Source organism: Helicobacter aurati (genome assembly GCF_003364265.1).
Taxonomy (GTDB): domain Bacteria; phylum Campylobacterota; class Campylobacteria; order Campylobacterales; family Helicobacteraceae; genus Helicobacter_A; species Helicobacter_A aurati.
The window spans coordinates 141,237-160,942 of record NZ_NXLW01000001.1 but is presented as its reverse complement, the minus strand read 5'-3'; the positions used below and the strand labels follow the sequence as shown (position 1 = coordinate 160,942).

Sequence of the window (19,706 nt, the reverse complement as noted above, 5' to 3'; positions counted from 1 at the left end):
CAAACTATGCAATTATTGATAAATCAGATAGATAATTACCTATTATTTTGCGTGAAATTATTATAAGAATCAATTATAGGGTAGCTACAACGTTATTTTAAGATTCTAAGTTTCTTGTTTTCTAACAACATAATTTTCGTACAATTTTCTGCTAGGCTGTTATCATGCGTTGCTAAAACTAAAGTGGCATTTTGTGTTTGAATGTATTCAAAAAGATACTTCATAATATTCATGGCTGTGTCTTTATCAAGATTCCCCGTTGGTTCATCTGCTAACACAATACGTGGTTGCTTAGTCAGAATCCTTGCAATACTTAATCGTTGTTGTTGTCCCCCACTTAATTGTCCAATTTGTTGTTTGAGAGTATTGGCTATACCAAAATGCTCTAAGAGTTTTTCGTTGTATTGTAGATTGGAGATGAGTTCTGCAATACGTAAATTTTCCAATACATTGAATCCACGAAACAGATAATGCGACTGAAAAATAATACCAAGAATTTTTTGTCGTAAGAAAAGCAAATCTTTTTCTTTGAGTTGGTAAATATCATGATATTGTGCCAATGATATAGAGCCGTGTTGAGGCGGTAAAAGTGTTGAGAGATGATTAAGAATAGTGCTTTTGCCACTACCGCTTGTCCCTAAGATAGCAAGACTTTCTTGTGGGTAGAGCTGAAAATGCACTTCACTATATAATAATGTATCAAATTTATGAGAAAGATTATTGACTTCAAGCAGATAATTGTAAGCTTGCATAAATTTCCTTTTAGTCCGTAACTATGTTTTGGTTTGTAATCAAGCAAAAAGATTTTTATTGCTATGCGCAAAGAAATTCCATGACAGCCATACGTATCTTTACCCCATTACCAACCTGTTGTAATATTTTGCAACGTGGATCGCTTAATGTCTCATCGTCTATGTCAATATTGCGATGTACAGGTCCTGGATGCAAGACGATAATATCTCTATTGCCTAGCAATTCTTTGGTAATACAGAATCTATTTGCATAATCTTTAAGGCTACCATAGATTTGATTATTATGACGTTCTGTTTGCGTTCGTAATGCCATGATAATGTCAATTTGGTCAATTATTTCATGTAAGTTATAGGAAGTTTTAAATCTTGTTTTGTAGAGGAAATGCGGTGGAGATACAAGCGTTATGTCGACTCCTAGACGTGAAAGTAATTCAATATTGCTGTTAGCAACACGTGAATTTTTTATGTCTCCCACAATAGCAATTCGTTTGTTTCTGATAATGTCCAGTGTGTCTGGGATTGTAGTGCGGCGCATATTGTCATGTGTGATTCCAGATTGCTGTTTTTGCCAGAAGTGTTGTCTTATTGTATAGAGGTCTAAAAGAGCTTGAGTGGGATGTGCATGCGCGCCGTCTCCTCCATTGATAATAGGGCATGAAGTAAATTTTGCTAAAAAATTTGAAGCTCCTGCGCTGTTGTGTCTAGTGATGATTCCATGTGGTTGCATTGCATTAAGTGTAGCGGCAGTATCAGCTATGCTTTCTCCTTTTGTAGTGGAGCTTTTTGCAATATCCAACCTTATTACTTCTCCCCCTAAGTTTTTGATAGCAATCTCAAAGCTGCTTAACGTGCGTGTAGAATTTTCAAAGAAAATTGTAATAAAACGTTTGTTTTGCAGGGTTTTATTTGGTGGAGTTGTATTTACACAGAGTGAATCCGCATGCCGAAAAATTTTTTCGATTTCATCAAGTTGTAAGTCAGTGGTTCGTATTAAATGCCTAATGCGCATGTTTGTGTCCTTAATCAGTGTCAAATAAACTTCTTAAAATCAGTGAATTGTTAATAACACTGTCTTTTTCCTCAACCTATTATTGTATCAAATTTGCTAAAATTTATTCATATCTTGTTTGCGAGTTAAGTGATGTATTGTGTCTTACGCGTTATGTTGAGATTATTCGGGGTAATTGTATTTATCACATTTTTGTTGAGTTTTTTCTATGGTTGTTCTTCGTATTTTTCTGAAATAAAACACGTAAAAATATCTCCACAAACTCTTTCACAAAGCAGTCGGATGGCTTTTTTCATATCTGATAAAAATGAGCTTAAAATTGCTGCAAGATTAACTTATCTTAATGATTTGGATAATTTAGCTTATAACAATAGGGAATATTTTTTCTTAGAAATTTTTAATGATTCAGATGAAGTTGTGATTCCAGATTCTTTGCAAATAACGATGTTCGGTAAAAAGCCCGTATGGATACGTTATATATCATCGGAAGAATTAGATGATATATTGGTGCTGGAGAATAACTATGGCAAAGGATATTTGATTGCCTTTCAAAAACCATCTATTTTTTTACAAAAACACATTGTCATTGATCTGTCAATAGCCCATTTTGGCAATGCGAGTTATGATTTTTCCTATAAAGTTATCCCATCGGATCTTTAATTTTTAGTAGTGAGGTTGTATGAAAAAGCACAATATGACATTAGGCAATCTTTTTATTTTGGGAATAGTTCCAAAGCTATGGCTACGTAAGATTCTTGCTAGCCTTGTTGGTTTAGTTGCCGCTTATTTGTTGATACTCTATAATCGCGAGACTACGTTCTTGTTAGCACTCTTTTTTGCAGCTTTTGTGTATAAAACCTTGCAGAAAACAACAAATGCGCAAAATCCTTTCTCTTCACAAGAAGATAATTTTTACGTGGATTCTTCTTCAGATAATGTTCAGTTTAATCGTGCTACGCAGCAAGATTCTCTTGAGTTAGATTCGTTGGTTGTAGGGCAATGTATCGCTGGTTTATTTTGTGCCTGTTTAGTGATATTTACAGATTGGCAAGATTTTCTATTCAAGGCGTTGTTTGCTTGTGTGCTGATTAGGCTATATGATTATTATAAGCCTAGCATTATGTCCAAACTTTATACATTTGAAAAGGATAGAATCTTAGGGTTTGTTTTAGGGAGTGTTCTCAATGGGATTCTTAGCGGATTAAGCGTTGCGATTTGTATGGTGTTGTTAGATAAGGTTTTGCAAATTGTATTATGACGATTGTTTTATGTTGAAAAGTTATTTGTAAATTTTTAGATTGTAAATACTAGAGGCAATAAATACCATATAACGTATTGTGGCAGTAATTTGCATAGAGTAATGTTGGTAGTTAATGACTATCTCTAAATCTTGGTAATGAATGCTAGGCTCTAGGGTTTTATTTGGAACTTGAAAAACAACCAAGAAACCATTAATAAATGCAAGCTTATTAAAGAATCTCTATCTTTAGAATCTTTAGAATCGTGTTCCCATAGTAAATTCAAAAAAGCTTGGGTAGTTAGTAAGAAATCCGCCGCTTGCACGAATATTATTCGCTGTGCTATATGAGAATATTTTGTTGGATCCTGTTCCATTCGGGTCGGTTGGTCCATACCATAACATAGGGAAAACTAAGACTATGGGTCCCATAGGTGATACCCATTCAATAGATATTCCAGCCGCTCCTCTTTGTAGGTAGCTTGTTTGTCCGACAACTGTGCCATATTGTTTGAAATTTGCAGCACCGTTTGCGCCGTGATATGTGAGGATTCCATAATCTACATACAATGAGACTCGCATTTTTGCGCTCGGGATAAGTCCATAGCTAAGTTCAAACGAATTAGTGAAGATTCCATCGCCTCCCACACGTAAATTATCGCTATCAAGAGGGGTAATTGAATAGCTAGAATAGCCGCGAATAGTTCCTACGCCACCCATATAGAACGTATCATTAAGTGGGAGAAAATGATTTTCACCATAGCGGAAGAGATACCCACCCTGTGCTTTATAACGTGCAATGAAATCAAGTTTTATCCATTTACTTAAGTCGAAATAGAATCCTGTTTTTGCGTACACTTTAGTATAAAAAACATCGCCACCAATCCCCGCAATGTTAAGTGATATATTAGTAGAGTTTCCATTCTTAGGGAAATAGTAGTCATCAGTATTGTCAAAGACAAGACTCGGGGTAATGGAGCTTTTCACAGGGGCATTAGCCCATCCTGAATAACTTCTATCCCATAAACCTTGCGTGCGAAGACGTATTTGTCCGTTAGTGGTATCATTTGCGCACGCAGATGGATTGGTAGTAGCATCACAGACTCCATTGGGCATAGCACCGGTTATATTCGACTGAAAGTTGGGATTATCTATCGTGTAGTCAATATTACCTGTATCATAATACTTTTGATATTGGGGTTGTGCCTGTCCCGTATAGAGATTGAAGAATCCAAATGTATCAGTTTTGTTAATATCATAGCCGACATTTAATCGCAAGGTAGGAGCTAATAGTCTGCCGACTGTGAATCCGCCACCAACGGTTTGCTGCGTATAGACATAGTTGAGGTAGCGACTATAATATATGTTAAGAGCTAAACTCCATTTAGAATCTAGAATGCGAGGGTTTGTAAGGCTAAGATTAAAGGCTTGTTGTGTGGCTGTGAAAAAGCTATTGTTGCCACGATAATAAGAAAAATCTCCACCAAAGCTTACATTAGCATACAAGCTTGCTCCAAAGCCACTACCGAAGAGATTACGTTCATTCACGCTACCATTAACCATGAGCCCATAGAAGCTTCCATAGCCAATGCCAAAAGTCAATTCGCCTGTTCGTCCCTCTGTGACGTTTATTATTAAGTCCATAGCGTCATCACCGACACGTTTTTCGTCAATACGGACATTCTCAAAGTACCCGATACGTTTAAGAGCTATCTCGCTATTTTGAATCTTACCTAACGAATAAATATCACCTGGGGCAATCAATATTTCACGTCTGATGATTCTATCACCAGTTCTTGTATTGCCCGAGATGATTACATCATTAATGTGTACCTTTTTTCCGAAGTCTATGTAGTACACAATAACTACTTCTTGTTTTTCTGCATTTTTACGTAAATCTGGATTGACAGCTACATACGCATAACCTAAGTCTGCGATTTTGAGTTTGATAATTTGAGAATCATCGCGCACATTTTGAATATTAAGGAAATTGTCAATCTTTGCCGTGAGATTTTTTTTCAATTCTTTTTCACTGATTAAATCTTTGTGTTCATCATCAATAACAAATTCTATGTCTTTGAGTATATATTGACTGCCTTCTTTAATGTTATAGTAGAGTTCTGCTTTATGGTTGGACATATTCACAGAGAGCAGGGGATTAGAGACATTCGCATCTAAGAATCCATTACGCATATAAGAATCTTGAATCCTCAAAGGGTCTAATTCCAATTCGTTGAGCATTAGCTTGCCATTATTTAGCCCCCACATCCAGCCCATAAAATCCCTCTGTTTATTGGCACTTAAAGATTCTATTTTACGTTTTTTTAGCTTCTGCGCCCCCTCATAATAACTTTTTTCTATAATGATAGAGTTTCCTCTATTGACATTAAGGATGATAGCTAGAGCTTTACCATTGGCTAGCTGTTGGATTTCTGGCTCTACAACACTCCCATAATATCCTTTGTATTCAAGCATTTGCTTTAAAGTATCGAGTGCTTTTTCTAATTTTAATTCATCATAGGTATCGCCCTTTTTTATTCCTAATTGTCCATAGAGTGTATCTCTTTCGCTTTCTGTCCCATATCCTTTAATTTCTACACTTGCTATGGCTGGCTTTTCTTCTACAATAAAAGTCAAGATTCCATCATCTAATGTTGCATATATATCGCTAAAGTACCCTTGTTTATATAAATTTAAAATTGCCTTGTTGAGTTTAGCTTTATCGAGATGTTCACCTTCTTTGATACCAAGTAAATCTTTTGCAAGAGATTCTGACATATAAGTAAGATTTTCTAGTTTAATAGATTGAATAATTGGAGTGTCCGTTTTGTGTGAGCTTCCTAGTGGCGCAGATTCTAATATTTGTAAGAAAAAAAATGATAAGAAAAAAAATGATAGTTTTGTAATTACAGATAGATTCATAATACTCCAAACTACTTAGATGAGGATTCTAAATTATAATCAAATAAAGGTAATATTTCCGAACAATCAGCCCGCCTTTCTTTGTTGGAGCTTAATGGAATGATACGTTATTGTCGTAATGAGTTGAGTACCACAGTGATAGAGCTAAAACTCATAAAGATTGCCGCAAAAAGAGGAATGACAAATCCACACAGAGCAAAAGGAATCGCCAAAACGTTGTAAGCAAGACTTATTGCGAGATTCTGTTTAATGCGAAGTAATGTTGTTTGTGCGATTCTAAAGGCTTTTATTAAAGTATGCAATTTAGAATCAAGAATGATTATGTCGCTATTTGCGATAGCGATTTCGCTTCCATTCCCCATAGCAATGCCAACGTGAGCGCGTTTCAAAGCCAATGAATCATTTAAACCATCGCCTATCATGACGACTTGCTTACCTTCTTGAATCAATTTTTGTATTACCTGCGCCTTTTGTTCTGGAGTTTGATTGGCATGATGAGATTCTATACCTAAACTTGTAGCGATATATGAAACTACACTTTCTCTATCGCCGCTTAGAATCATGCTTTTTTTATTGAGTGAATTGAGTGTTGCAATAAGCTGCTTGGCTTCAGTCTTTAGAGAATCTTGTAAATAAAAGATATAGGCGAGTTGATATTGAGCGGATTCTTTGCATTTATAGGCGAGATAGAATCTTGTACTGCTTGCTTTTAAGTATTCTTCGTTATATGTGGGAGTATCTCTAGGTGATTTTTTCTTATTTATGGAATCTTGTTGCAAAAACTTTGTAATAGCTTCGGATATAGGATGTGGGTTTTGCTGCATAAGTTTGCAAATTATCTTGGAATCATGAGAATCTATGCCTACAAAGTTTGATTGCATTGCATTGAAAGATTGTATAAGTCTTCTGTCTTGGGTATTAGCTTGATGCTTGATACCATGTTCTTCAAAGAATTGTTCACTACCAGCTATTATCTCTATATTGTCTATTTTGGCATGGAATCCTCGTCCAGCAATAAGACGCAAGGCAAGTAAATCCTGCCAAGAGGAATCTTGAAAAAACGATACAGGTAAAGAATCCAATGTGCTAAATTGTTCTACAAGCTGTACTTTCATATTGCCTTGTGTGAGTGTGCCCGTTTTATCAAAAACCACTGTATCCGCGCGCGCTAAAGATTCAAGGAACTTTGCTTGAGTAAAAATACTATGATTCTTGAAACCAACATTTAGTCCAACGATACTAGCAATAGGAGTTGCCAATGCTAAAGCGCAAGGGCAAGCAATCACAATCACTGATACAGCAATCAGCAATGCTTCCTCAAAAGCACTTTTAGCAATAAAAAAATGATAGATAAATCCTAAAAAAGCAATGCTTAACACGATTTTACTAAAGTGTCCGGCAATTTTGAAAGCGGTAGTTGCAATCGGAGGAGTGCTAAATTCGCTTTGTTCTAAGAGCTTTGCTAGCTTGCTAATGCTAGAATCCGCAAATTCTTTTTGTGCTTCATAGAGTAGAGGCTTGTGCAATGCAATAGATCCGGCTATAAGCGATTCTCCTTTTTGCTTATAGACTTCTTCACTTTCTCCTGTAATGTTTTTGCAATCACATAGAGCATGCTCACTAATAAGGATTCCATCGCAGCAAATCATTTCGCCCGGCAACACAAGTAGTTTATCTTGCTTCTTAACATTATGGACGGGAATAGTTTTGCCATTCTCTAGTCTTGCTTCAAGCGGCAATATATTGCTTAATTTATCGAGATTGTCCCTTGCTTTTTTGCGGCTAAGGGATTCTAGAAATTTCGCGCTTAATACAAAGAGAATAATCATGCAGACAGATTCAAAATAGGTATGTCCACTCTGATGAAGCCAAGCAAATATTGAGTAGCAATAAACAAGGGTTGTGCCTGTAATCACTAACATTTCCATGCCGATGATTCTGTTTCTTAGTCCTTTGTAGGCTTGTGTATAAAAATGGCTTGCACAATAGAAAAGTGTGGGGGTAGCAAGAATAAAGCTTGCAAGATTCATAATATTGCTCGAGATATTGTCAATACCCAGAAAATGCCCACTATATTGCCCGACATTAACCCACATGATATTCATTGTACAGAATATTGCTACGATAAGCTTGGCGTACATATTGGAATCTACCGTTGCAAGGAATTTGTTTTGTTTTGCAGGGTCGTAAATAATGGCTTTGTACCCAATTTTTTGGATTGTATCCATTATTTCTTGCAAGTTAGTTTGATTAGGATTAAAGAGGATTTTTGCTTTATAGTTTGTGTAATTAATAGCGACTTCGCGAACGCCTTGTATCTTTTGTAAGATTTTTTCGTTAAGCCATATACATGCCGCGCAAACTACACCCTCGATAATGAAGCATACTTCATGATATTCGCCTTTTTGCTTGATGTATTGCGCTTGGAAACTAGGCGCATTGTAATCAATGTTGCTTTGTTGCTCATGTATGGTTTTGGTTTGTAAGGAATTATTCCCTAGTTTGTGATAAAAAGATTCTAAGTTGTTTTCCTTTAAGAGGCTAAAGGCTAACTTACAGCCGTTACAGCAAAAGTAATATTCTTTGTCGTCTATTAACGTTAATTGTAATGTGTTAGGGGGATATTCTTGTTTGCAATGATTACAACACGAAGGAGGAGAAGCAGATTGCATAGATGACACCAAAACGTTACGGGAGATATTTATTTTATGAAAAGGTTGATTGTAATCTAAAATCTCTAAAAAGAAAATAAAGCTTAATCAAAAAATTATATAATAACAATTTTATTTTGCGAAGATGTAAGGATGGTAATGAAGACATTAAAGATAGATAATGGAGGACAACAAGAAAGCTATACATTCAATAAATATGCACAATCAAGCGACATAAGTGTCATGCAGAAAGTTGGTGGAAGTATGATTTTATGCACGATATGTGTTGATTATTATAATCCACTCAATGAGAGTTTCTTACCGCTTACTGTTCAATATATTGAAAAGATGTACGCGATAGGAAAGATTCCGCAAGGATTTATTAAAAAAGAAGGCAAGCCTAGCGAATCTGAAATTCTTGTTTCACGTTTGATTGACAGAAGTCTACGCCCGTTGTTTCCTAAACATTTTCCTTACCCTGTACAAATCAGTCTTCTAGTATTAAGCTATGATGGCAAGAGTGATATATGCAGAGATGCTTTAAATCTTGCTGGGATAAGCTTATTTTGCTCAAGCATTCCTCTTTCTTGTAATTATGTTCCTATCGGTGTTCGTATAGTGCGCCACAATGATAATGGAAGAGATTCTTTTTCTTTAGGGCATAATCTTATGAGTTTGCAGGATTCTAGCTTGGATTTATTTGTAAGTGGCGTTTATACTGAATCGCAAAAGGATAATATCGATCTTATTGCGCAGCTTACTATGATAGAAATGCATGTGCTTAAGACATTCACACAAGTTCCTGCAACATTTGATTATCAGACACAAGAACAGAGTGCGTGCGATGAATATCATTTAATAGAGCACAGCAATGAAATCCCTCAAGCATTATTGCTCCATTCTTTATTGCTAGCGAGAAAGCATATTGCAACGATTTCTAAGCTTTATACACAGTCTTTTCGGTCTTTTGTGAAACCGAAACATTCCTTAGGAATCGATAGTAACGTGCAACTTAATTTGCAACAGCAAATTGCTAGCGAATTTGGAATGCAAATACAACAATATATGTTAGCAGATTCTAAAAGTGAACGAAAAAGTCATTTTGACACATTACTCAAACAAATTGCAACGCATTATAATCTATCACAGGATCAAGAAACCTATCGCAAAATAGAATCTTGCATAGACAATAGCAAGCGAGAAATGACGCGGCAAATGATTTTAGAACAAAAGATTCGAGTTGATGGGAGAAGTCTTAAACAGATTAGACCCTTATCGATAGAATCTAATCCACTTCCTTTTGCGCATGGCAGCGCATGCTTTAGTCGTGGTGAAACACAAGCTTTGGTTACTTGTACGTTGGGTTCACAAAATGACGCCAAGATTGAAGATACGATTCTTATGCAGAAAAAGAAAAAGATTTTTTTTCATTATAACTTTCCTCCTTTTTGTGTGGGTGAAGTCGCACCTATTGGGGCTAGCAACAGACGAGAGATAGGGCATGGTAACCTCGCATTGAAAGCAATAGAATCTAATGTGCGCGATATTCCTTCTACTCTTCGCATTGTTTCAGAAATTTTGCAATCAAATGGTTCGAGCTCTATGGCAAGTGTATGTGGAGCTACATTAGCAATACTTGGCGCAGACGTTGGGATGCACAATATGGTAGCGGGCATTGCTATGGGGCTTGTTTATAGGGATATTTACAATTATAGTATTCTTAGTGATATTACTGGCGCAGAGGATTATCATGGAGATATGGATTTGAAAGTTGCTGGGAATGAACAGGGTTTTACTGCCTTGCAGCTTGATGTAAAAATAGATTGCATTACTCAAGAAATTCTTGCACAGACTTTGACGCAAGCGCAAGAGGGATTACAAAGTATTTTAGAATCTATGAGGCAAGTTGTTATTACTCCTAACTATGATGTATTGCCACAAAGCTTGGATTTCACTATTAATCCTTTACGTATTGCAGAGATTATTGGGCAAGGCGGAAAAACTATTAAAGAGATTATTGCAAAGTTCAAAATACATATTGATTTCAATAAGGAAAAAGGTATAGTAATCCTTTATGGTGCTTCACAACATGTATTGTGTCAAGCAAAGGATTATATCATTGAGATTCTAAAAAAGAAAGAACGTAAAGAATCCCACAAACTAGATTCATTTCCCAATGAATAGCTACGCGGTATCCTCTAATTCTTCTAGTAAGTAGCAGTAACTTTGTTATGTTTTACATCAGCTTTTGTATTATTTGCGCCTTTCCTAAATAGAATAGCAATTTAGCCCAAAGTGAAATAGTTTGGAATGCTTGACATTTCTTAATCTTATTATGGATTATGGATTGTTACGAATTAAATAGTGAGTCATAACCTTTATAAATACCCTAAGAGTCTAGGAAATGTTAAGTTAATTGGTAGATTTTTTGTTTTTATTTAAATAATTTTGCTTTACTAAAAATAGTAATTTGGTTTTGGGGAGGAGATTTATGAGGTGGAATTGCTACAATCTTAATAATAGAATCATGGGTATATTAAACTTCCGATTTGGCTATAGGACTTTGCTTTTTTGGTTCAGAAATACCCTACTTTTATTGGTGGTTTTATTTAGTGCTTGTGAGAGATTTGATAGTCAAATCGATTCTATGACAAGAGGCAAGGTTGCGCCAGATATTGAGCCCTTTGTGCAGTTTAAACAAGATATTGTGCCTAGCTCTAGTCTTAAGCTTATTCAAGATGTTCCAGCCACATTAAATGGAGAATCCATTAACGTTAGAGTCTCCTTTACAGAGCGCAACAAACTCTTGATTTTCTTTCCCAAGCTACTTACTCCCAATACTTCGTATAAGTTAGAGATTCCCACACAAACTATTAATGATAAGCTTCAAGCGACTATTATGGCAAATCTTTTGAGGCTTAAATTTACGACACAGCCCAACAATGTTAAGATTGCAAATCTTAATTTTTATGCTATCAATCATGACACTACGCGATTAAAAGCGGATATTACTTTGCTCTATCCTGTTGATAAAAAAGTTTTAGTGCAAGCTATTACTCTTAAAGATTCTGACAATAAAGATATAACTTTAAATGTCAAGTCCAAAGACAATGATGCTTTTCTCTTAGAATCTGAAATTCTTACTCTTCCTAAAGATAAGGATAGAGAGTTTAGCCTTGTGTTTGATTCTACCTTTTTAGGTTTAACAGATTCTATAACGACCCCTGTAACCTTACGTAAAAACACAGAGATGAAAGTCATAGATATATTGCCAAAGCAAGGAAACGATCCCGGTATTATTATCAGATTCTCTTCCGAACTTGCTAAAAATGTCAATTTAAAAGACTATATTCAAATTACGCCAAAACTAGATTTTAGTGTAGCGCAGGCGAATAATATGGCTTACTTGAAAGGGAAATTCAACACAAACACTCATTATCAAGTTTCTGTATTAAAAGGAGTCAAAGCAGATAGCAACGCAGTATTGCAAAAGAGCGTTACGCGTGATGTTGTGATAAAAGATTTGCTGCCTAGCATTGCTTTTTCAAGTACGGGTATTTTTCTCCCTCAAAGTGCCAAGAAGAAAATCGCTTTTAAGAGTATAAATGTTAAAAAAGTAAAGCTTAGCCTCTATAAGATTTATCCTAATAATTTGACACAATTTTTTTCTACAAATAATTTAGTCTATGGGAATAATCAGAGTCCTTATAAATCGTATATCTATGATGATGTGCAACGTTTGGGCGATGAAGTATTGCAGCAAGAGTTCACTATTGAGAGTGAGAAAAATACGTGGGTGCAAAATGAGATTGATTTAAGTAATATCAAAGACACAAAAGGCATTTTTATTGTTCAGTTGAGCTTTGACAGGAATGGTATAGATTATGTTTTTGATAGTCCGATTGATAGTTGGGAGGTGAGGAGGTTTTTTAACTATCAAGCAAATATAGCGAAACATTTGGTTTTTTCAAAAATAGCACTCATCGCACAAAGGGGTAGCACAAAAGACAAGGAAAATATCTTGGTTACTGCATTGAATGTAGAGGATAGCACCCCCTTAAGTGGAGTGAATGTAGAGGCTATTGATCGTAAGAATCAAACGATAGTAAAGGCTCGCACGGATGCAGAGGGGAATGCCACTCTTAACGTTGCCAATAAGAATGCGCAAGTTTTTTATATTTTAGCCGAGTCGCATGGTGATATTGCTATGCTGAAATTAGATTCACAAAGGCTCTCTGATGATGGTTTTGATGTAGGCGGGGAAATGCCTAGCTCTGGGGGTAGGACGTTTATTTATACAGATAGAGGAGTGTATAGACCAGGAGACACCTTACATCTTAGCGCAATTGTTCGTAACAACAATATCCCTCTAACCCATCCCATAAAACTTACTTTGACTGATCCTAGAGGCAAGATTACTCTTAATCAGCATGTTTTATACCCAAGTCCGATTCAACAACCACAAACTCAAGCCATCCTCTTAACAAGCGCGAATACAAAAACTAGCTTGTTGGATTCTAACCACACTACAGAAGTAGCATCTAGTCAAAACACTTTAAAATCAGTGAAGCCAAATACTGACGGGTTATATTACTATGCTTTTTCTATTCCTAAGAATGCCCCAACGGGCGTTTGGACTGCTACATTTCAAGTTGGCAACAATACTTTCACGCATAATTTATCGATAGAAACCATTGTCCCAGATAGAATCAAAGTTACTATTAACGCACAAAAAGAAATTGATTTGACTAAATCCAAGAATCTTGCCTTGTCTTTGCAAGGCGATTATTTGTTTGGTGCTCCTGCTAGTGATTTACAATATCAAGTCAGTATGTTTGTTACTACTAAAAAATTTGTAAGTAATAAATATAAAAATTATATATTTTCTAATTATTCTAATTTGTCTTATAATTATAACGATAGAAACAACGGGAAGTTGGATTCTAAGGGATTTATGCAAACACAGTTTGATATTTCCCGCATAATAAATATTAAGCAGAATCTGGAAGCTTCACTTGTAGCGAAAGTTTTTGAGAAGAGCGGTAGAGCGGTTAAAGCCTATAAACGTGTATTGCTAAAAAAATATGATAGTTTTGTAGGAATAGGTGTTGTTGATGATTCTGCTATTGAGCTTCATAAAGAGATTCGTATTCCTGTGATTGTTGTAGCAAGTGATGATTCTAAGTTGCTTGCTGGCAGGAAATTGCAATATAGAATCTATCGCAACAAGTATTCATGGTGGCTTGATTATGATAGTAGAGATGATTTTTTACGTTCAATGAAAACAGATAAATACACAGAGATTATCGCAGAAGGTGAGCTAGTCAGTCAAGATAAGCCTATTTTATTGAAGCATATATTTGAGGATAGTGGAGAGTTCCTTGTTGAAGTTAGCGATTCCTTAAATGGTGCAACAAGTCAGATGATCCTCTATGTAAGAGATTGGGGCGCACCTTTGGATGCAAAAAAGATCACTACATTAAAGATTCAAACCGATAAAAAACAATATCATGTAGGAGAAAGTGCTAAAGTAAGTTTTGAGAGTGCTGCTGGAGCGAAGGCATTAGTTACTGTCAATAAAGATGGCAAGATTCTAAAAAGATTTTGGATTAATACGAAAGATTTGCAAACAAGCATAGAAATACCATTAGACAAGAACTTTCTACCGAATGCTTATGTGAGTGTTTCTCTTTTGCAGGATTATAATAGTACAGATAATGATAGACCATTGCGGCTGTATGGCGTTGTCCCTTTGAATGTGCAAGATGATAGTAATTTTCTTAAATTAGCTATCCAATCTCCTAAGGAAGTTTTGCCGGGCAGTACATTACGTATTCAACTTAGCAATGAAAAGAAACAGCGCGCTACTTACACTTTAGCCATAGTTGATGAGGGGTTACTTAGCCTCAATAGCTTCGAAACTCCTAATCCTTATCAGTATTTCTTTGCTAAATTAGCACTTGCCTTGCAGGTTTTTGATACATACGATTTGATTATCTCTAAAACTTTTGGGAAAGTACATGATGTTTTACGAGCTGGAGGAGACTATGGTATATCCAAGTTCGAGCGTTCAAGGAATAAGGATAATGAACATGCTGAAAGATTTAAGCCTGTTGTGTTTTTTGTCCCTCCTACAAGTACAGATTCTAAAGGCAACGCAACAATAGAGTTCACCATGCCTAGTTACATAGGCAAAGTACGTGTTATGGCAGTTGCGTCCAATCAAGATTCTATAGGTTCAGCGCAAACAGATATTGCAGTTACAGCCCCCGTAGTTATGCTTCCTACTTTACCTAGAAGTTTAAAGAATGGTGATAGTTTTAGCTTGCCTATCGAGGTTTTTCCAGTCAGTCCAAAAGCTAGAAGCGCAACATTATCGCTGCGAGCAAAAAATGATTTCATTCGTTTTGATAAAAAAGAAGTTACAGTGCATTTTAAAGATGCAAAACCGCAAACACTTCTTTTTAATGGCAAAGTTAGCAATGCGATAGGCGTAGAAAATATTGAGATTGTTTTGTCGCACAAGGATTTTCAAATTGTAGATTCTACCCAAATCGATATAAAGCCGATTAATCCCTATATGACTATGACACAAAAATATATTTTACAACCAGATAAAACATTGGAAATTACTGCTCCTACTAATTTTATACGTGGTTCGAATCAGGGATTTATTACCCTTTCAAATATGCCAATTTTCGCTATTGATCATAGATTACGTTGGCTCATTCGTTATCCGTATGGCTGCATTGAGCAAACCACCTCAAGTGTATTACCACAGCTTTTTATTGATAGATTAAGTACCGCAAAGTTCATCAATAAACAACAGCTTGTGTACAATATTAATGCTGCGATTTCGCGCATACAAGGATTCCAAGTTCCAAGTGGCGGTTTTTCGTATTGGCAGGGAGAAGGTAGAGCAGATAGTTATGGCAGTAACTATGCTGGGCATTTTCTTGTGCTTGCCAAACAACAAGGGTATCATATTCCAGATGGCTTATTGAAGCAGTGGATTCAATACCAAATTGCACAAGTGAAATCTAATAGTGAAAATTCCTTTGATAGAGTCTATTCTTTGTATCTTTTGGCACTTGCTAAAGAACCGCAGCTAGGAATCATGAATACTCTGTATGAGGAATATTTGCCTAAACTTTCAGTTACACAGAAGTGGCTTTTAGCCGCCGCTTATCAAATGGCAGGTATGCCAGATGTTGCACAAAAAATCACGCAGAATCTTGCTTTAATAGATCAAGATTCTACTTATTATGAGTCTAGCTACGGCTCTTCTCTTCGCAATAGCGCAATGATATTGCAAGCTTACTATCAAATTTATCAGACAATACCCACAAAGCTTGTTGATTCTTTATTATCGGAATTAGAATCCGATAAATGGTTTTCTACTCAAGAGTTAGGTTATTCTCTTATGGCGTTAGCACAAATTAAGGAAGATTCGCAAGATTCTGTTATTTCTGGAACGATTACTACGTCCAAGATAAAACAGAATTTTTACCAAACTGCTCCATATCTCTCATTTGAATTTGATAATGAAAAGGCAGAGATTGTTTCAAATTCTAAACAGGATTTGTATGTGAGTTATATTTGGGAGGGTATCCCACTTGAAGAGAATTTTCCGAAAATTTCTAAAAATATCATTCTTGAACAACAATTTTTTGATGAAAAAGGGAAAAGCATTGACCCGAGAAGTGTAGTTTCTGGGACTAGTTTTTATCTTAAACTTACACTTTCTGGTATCAATAACGATATTAGTATCAAAAATGTCGCATTAACGCAGGCTTTACCTAGCGGATGGGAAATTGAAAATTTGCGTTTAAATAACGATACCTTACCCGCATTCATTTCACAAAGGCAATTACATAGAATTACCTATACGGATATTCGCGATGATAGAATCATGTGGTTTTTTGATTATAATGCGCGTTCGAATAGAAAACAAGAATTTTTTGTGAAATTGACTGCAGTTACACCCGGAGAATATATTCTACCACCAAGTCTTGCTGAATCTATGTATAGCGATAGGTATCAAGCGACAACTTCTGGTATGAAAGTTGTTGTTAAAGCAAGATGATTGTGATAGCCAGTGAGGATTTCATTAATATTTGGGAATATATGAAACTTTATTAAGTTACTATGTAGTGTTTAGTATCATTTCTCCAACATAAATGGTTTATTTCTCAATAAATGACTATTTTATTATCGGTACTTGCCAATAGATTCAAGCCAATATTTATAAATGTGGAATAATTTGTCTATAAAAGTAACATATTGCATGCAATTCTTCTAATTTCTTTTTATTTATCATTTGTTCATTTTATATTGTGTTATTCTTATTACTAAAGCGTTTAGTGGCGCGGTATTTTAAGTAAAAGGATTGCATTTGAAAGATTTAAATAAACGCAGAGAGGAAGCTACTCCTAAGGGGATTGGGGTATTATGCGATTGGTTTGCTACAAAGGCACAAAATGCGACTTTGTGGGATACGCAAAATAGAGAGTTTATTGATTTTGCCGCAGGCATTGCAGTGCTTAATGTTGGTCATTGTCATCCTAGAGTTTTGCAAGTAGTAGAAAAGCAGCTTCACGCATTCACACATACGGCTTATCAAGTAACACCTTATGAAAGCTATGTTGAATTAGCCGAGCAAATTAATGAGTTAGCACCACTAGATGGCAAGAAAAAGACTTGTTTTTTCACCACAGGTGGCGAAGCTACCGAAAATGCTATCAAATTAGCCAAGGCACACACCAAACGTTATGGCGTTATTGCTTTCGGTGGCTCTTTTCATGGGAGGACGGCTGCAGCAGTGGGTATGACAGGCAAGGTTGTGCCTTATAAAGCAGAGATAGGCATAGGAATGGTAGGAATCTATCATGGGCTTTATCCTAATAAATTACATGGTGTAAGCGTTGAAGATTCTCTAAAAAGCCTAGAGCATATTTGTAGAAGTTCCATTTCGCCTTATGATGTTGCTGCTATTATTTTTGAACCAGTACAAGGTGAGGGCGGATTCAATCCTGCTTGTAAGGAGTTTGTAGAGGGGTTACGCAAATTCGCTGATACTTATGGTATCGTGCTTATTGCTGATGAAGTGCAAACAGGCTTTGGTAGGACAGGTAAGATGTTTGCTATGGAGCATTTTGGAATCTCGCCTGATATTATCTGTATGGCAAAAAGTCTTGGCGGCGGATTCCCTATTTCTGGGATTGTAGGCAAGGCAGAGATTATGGATTCTATAAATCCCGGTGGTATGGGCGGTACTTATGCGGGTAGTCCTCTTGGCACTACTGCTGCGTTAGAAGTATTAAAAATCATTAAAGAAGAGAATCTCTTAGAGAAGGCAAATACACTTGGTAATAGGTTACAAGAATTTCTTAAGGGCTTAGGACATAAGGAGATTGCCGAAGTAAGAGGCTTAGGCTCTATGGTGGCAGTAGAGTTTTTTAGAGACAATAAGCCCGATAGCAATATCACCAAAAAAATCCAAATGCTCGCGATGCAAAAGGGATTATTATTGCTAACTTGTGGTAGCTATGGCAATGTCATTCGCTTTTTATACCCTCTTACTATCCCTGAAACGCAATTTCAAAAAGCTTTGGAGATTCTTAAAGAAGTTATTGCGGAGGCAGTCAAATGAGCCTTTCATCCGCACATTCCTCACTTTTAGAGCATAAGTTTGTTTCTTTAACAAAAAAAGAAGGGTTTATTTCGGTTAATAATCCTGCCACAGGGGAAGATATAGCTTTTGTTTATGATATTTCAGAGCAAGAATTAGAAGAAATGATTCAAAAGTCGCAAGTGGCTTTTAAGCAATGGGCTGCACTTTTGCCACTAGAACGTGCAAATATCCTTTTGCAATGGTATGATTTAATGCTAAAAAATAAGCAGATTCTAGCAGAAATCCTTACTTTAGAAATGGGAAAGCCTCTGAATGAAGCCTTAGGTGAGATTACCTATGCGGCGAATTTTATTCGATGGTTTGCTGAAGAGTGTAGACGTATTGATGGTGATATTCTCCAACCCATACAACATAATCAAAAACTTCTTGTTTTGAAGCAGCCTATTGGCGTGTGCGGTGCGATTACTCCTTGGAATTTTCCCTCTGCCATGATTACGCGTAAAGTCGCTCCCGCTCTAGCTTCTGGCTGCTCTATGATTGTTAAGCCCGCTACTCAAACGCCTCTTAGTGCTTATGCTTTGTTGGTTTTAGCACATAGGGCGGGGATTCCGCAAGATGTGTTGCAGGTCGTTACAGGTAAAGCCTCAATGATTAGCAAAACCTTATGTGAGAGTGATATTGTCCAAAAGATTACTTTCACGGGCTCGACAGAAGTTGGTAGAAAGCTCATGGCACAGAGTGCAAACACCATTAAAAAGCTTTCTTTGGAGCTTGGCGGCAATGCACCTTTTATTGTATTTGATGATGCAAATATTGATGGCGCTGTCAGGGGCATTCTTGCATCGAAGTTTAGAAATAGCGGGCAAACTTGCGTGTGTGCAAATAGAATCTATATCCAAAGTGGAGTCTATGATAAAGTCGCAGAGGCTCTCAAAGCCGAAGTTGAAAAGCTTCAGGTTGGCAATGGTATGCAAGAGGGCATTACACAAGGACCATTAATCGATACAAAGGCGGTAGCAAAAGTGCAAGAGCATATAGCCGATGCGACTTCTAAGGGGGCAAAGATTCTAAGCGGTGGCAATCCACATTCAAAGGGATTTAGCTTTTTTGAACCTACGATTCTTACAGGAGTTACGCAGGATATGGCTGTTGCTAAAGAGGAGACTTTTGGTCCTTTAGCCCCATTATTTCGTTTTGAAAGTGAATGCGATGTGATTGCTATGGCAAACAATACGGAATTTGGCTTGGCAGCTTATGTTTATACTAATAATGCGGCAAGACAATGGAGAATTAGCGAATCGCTTGAATACGGCATTGTGGGCATTAATACAGGAATTATCTCTACGGAAGTCGCTCCATTTGGTGGCGTGAAGCAAAGCGGACTTGGTAGAGAAGGGTCAAAATACGGAATAGAGGATTATCTGGAAATCAAGTATGTCTGTTTAAATCTTAGTGATTAACGAAAATGCAAGTATAAATTCTTGTTAAGGTTATTTTGTAG

General features: G+C 36.4%; 10 protein-coding genes. 6 read left to right on the top strand and 4 right to left on the bottom strand.

The features are described from left to right. Positions 1 to 92: 92 nt before the first annotated feature. Together CQA66_RS00680 and CQA66_RS00675 are read right to left on the bottom strand one after the other, a co-directional pair. Positions 93 to 752 carry an ABC transporter ATP-binding protein gene (locus CQA66_RS00680; protein WP_104762565.1) on the bottom strand — a complete coding sequence of 220 codons (660 nt, stop codon included), beginning with the start codon at positions 750 to 752 and terminating at the stop codon, positions 93 to 95. Positions 753 to 813: 61 nt separating this feature from the next. After that, positions 814 to 1,761: an aspartate carbamoyltransferase catalytic subunit gene (locus CQA66_RS00675; RefSeq protein ID WP_104762564.1), complete on the bottom strand. Its 948-nt coding sequence runs from the start codon at positions 1,759 to 1,761 to the stop codon at positions 814 to 816. A gap of 282 nt (positions 1,762 to 2,043) precedes the next feature. Here CQA66_RS00675 and CQA66_RS00670 point away from each other — a divergent pair, with 282 nt between their 5' ends. After that, positions 2,044 to 2,421 carry a hypothetical protein gene (locus CQA66_RS00670; protein WP_233707680.1) on the top strand — a complete coding sequence of 126 codons (378 nt, stop codon included), beginning with the start codon at positions 2,044 to 2,046 and terminating at the stop codon, positions 2,419 to 2,421. 19 nt (positions 2,422 to 2,440) lie between these two features. Next, entirely contained in the window at positions 2,441 to 3,019 is a 579-nt protein-coding gene (locus CQA66_RS00665) for a hypothetical protein (protein WP_147289188.1), read from the top strand. Positions 3,020 to 3,256: 237 nt separating this feature from the next. Here CQA66_RS00665 and bamA read toward each other — a convergent pair whose 3' ends face one another. Beyond that, positions 3,257 to 5,920 carry an outer membrane protein assembly factor BamA gene (bamA, locus tag CQA66_RS00660; protein ID WP_104762561.1) on the bottom strand — a complete coding sequence of 888 codons (2,664 nt, stop codon included), beginning with the start codon at positions 5,918 to 5,920 and terminating at the stop codon, positions 3,257 to 3,259. A gap of 107 nt (positions 5,921 to 6,027) precedes the next feature. Continuing rightward, positions 6,028 to 8,592 (bottom strand): heavy metal translocating P-type ATPase, encoded by a 2,565-nt coding sequence (locus tag CQA66_RS00655; RefSeq protein WP_104762560.1) that lies wholly within the window; start codon positions 8,590 to 8,592, stop codon positions 6,028 to 6,030. Positions 8,593 to 8,730: 138 nt separating this feature from the next. On the opposite strand from CQA66_RS00655, the gene CQA66_RS00650 reads away from it, so the two are divergent. From CQA66_RS00650 to CQA66_RS00635, 4 genes are all read left to right on the top strand, one after another. Continuing rightward, positions 8,731 to 10,755, top strand: a complete 2,025-nt coding sequence (locus CQA66_RS00650; protein WP_158656999.1) for a polyribonucleotide nucleotidyltransferase — start codon at positions 8,731 to 8,733, stop codon at positions 10,753 to 10,755. A 307-nt stretch (positions 10,756 to 11,062) separates the two neighbouring features. Then, the gene (locus CQA66_RS00645; RefSeq protein WP_115582517.1) at positions 11,063 to 16,657 is read left to right on the top strand and encodes an alpha-2-macroglobulin family protein; all 5,595 of its coding nucleotides are present in this window, start codon (positions 11,063 to 11,065) and stop codon (positions 16,655 to 16,657) included. Between the two features lie 309 nt (positions 16,658 to 16,966). After that, positions 16,967 to 18,223: a 4-aminobutyrate--2-oxoglutarate transaminase gene (gene gabT / locus CQA66_RS00640; RefSeq protein ID WP_199770425.1), complete on the top strand. Its 1,257-nt coding sequence runs from the start codon at positions 16,967 to 16,969 to the stop codon at positions 18,221 to 18,223. Next, the gene (locus CQA66_RS00635) at positions 18,220 to 19,665 is read left to right on the top strand and encodes an NAD-dependent succinate-semialdehyde dehydrogenase (RefSeq protein WP_104762556.1); all 1,446 of its coding nucleotides are present in this window, start codon (positions 18,220 to 18,222) and stop codon (positions 19,663 to 19,665) included. The genes gabT and CQA66_RS00635 overlap by 4 nt, the downstream gene beginning before the upstream one ends. Positions 19,666 to 19,706: the final 41 nt, after the last annotated feature.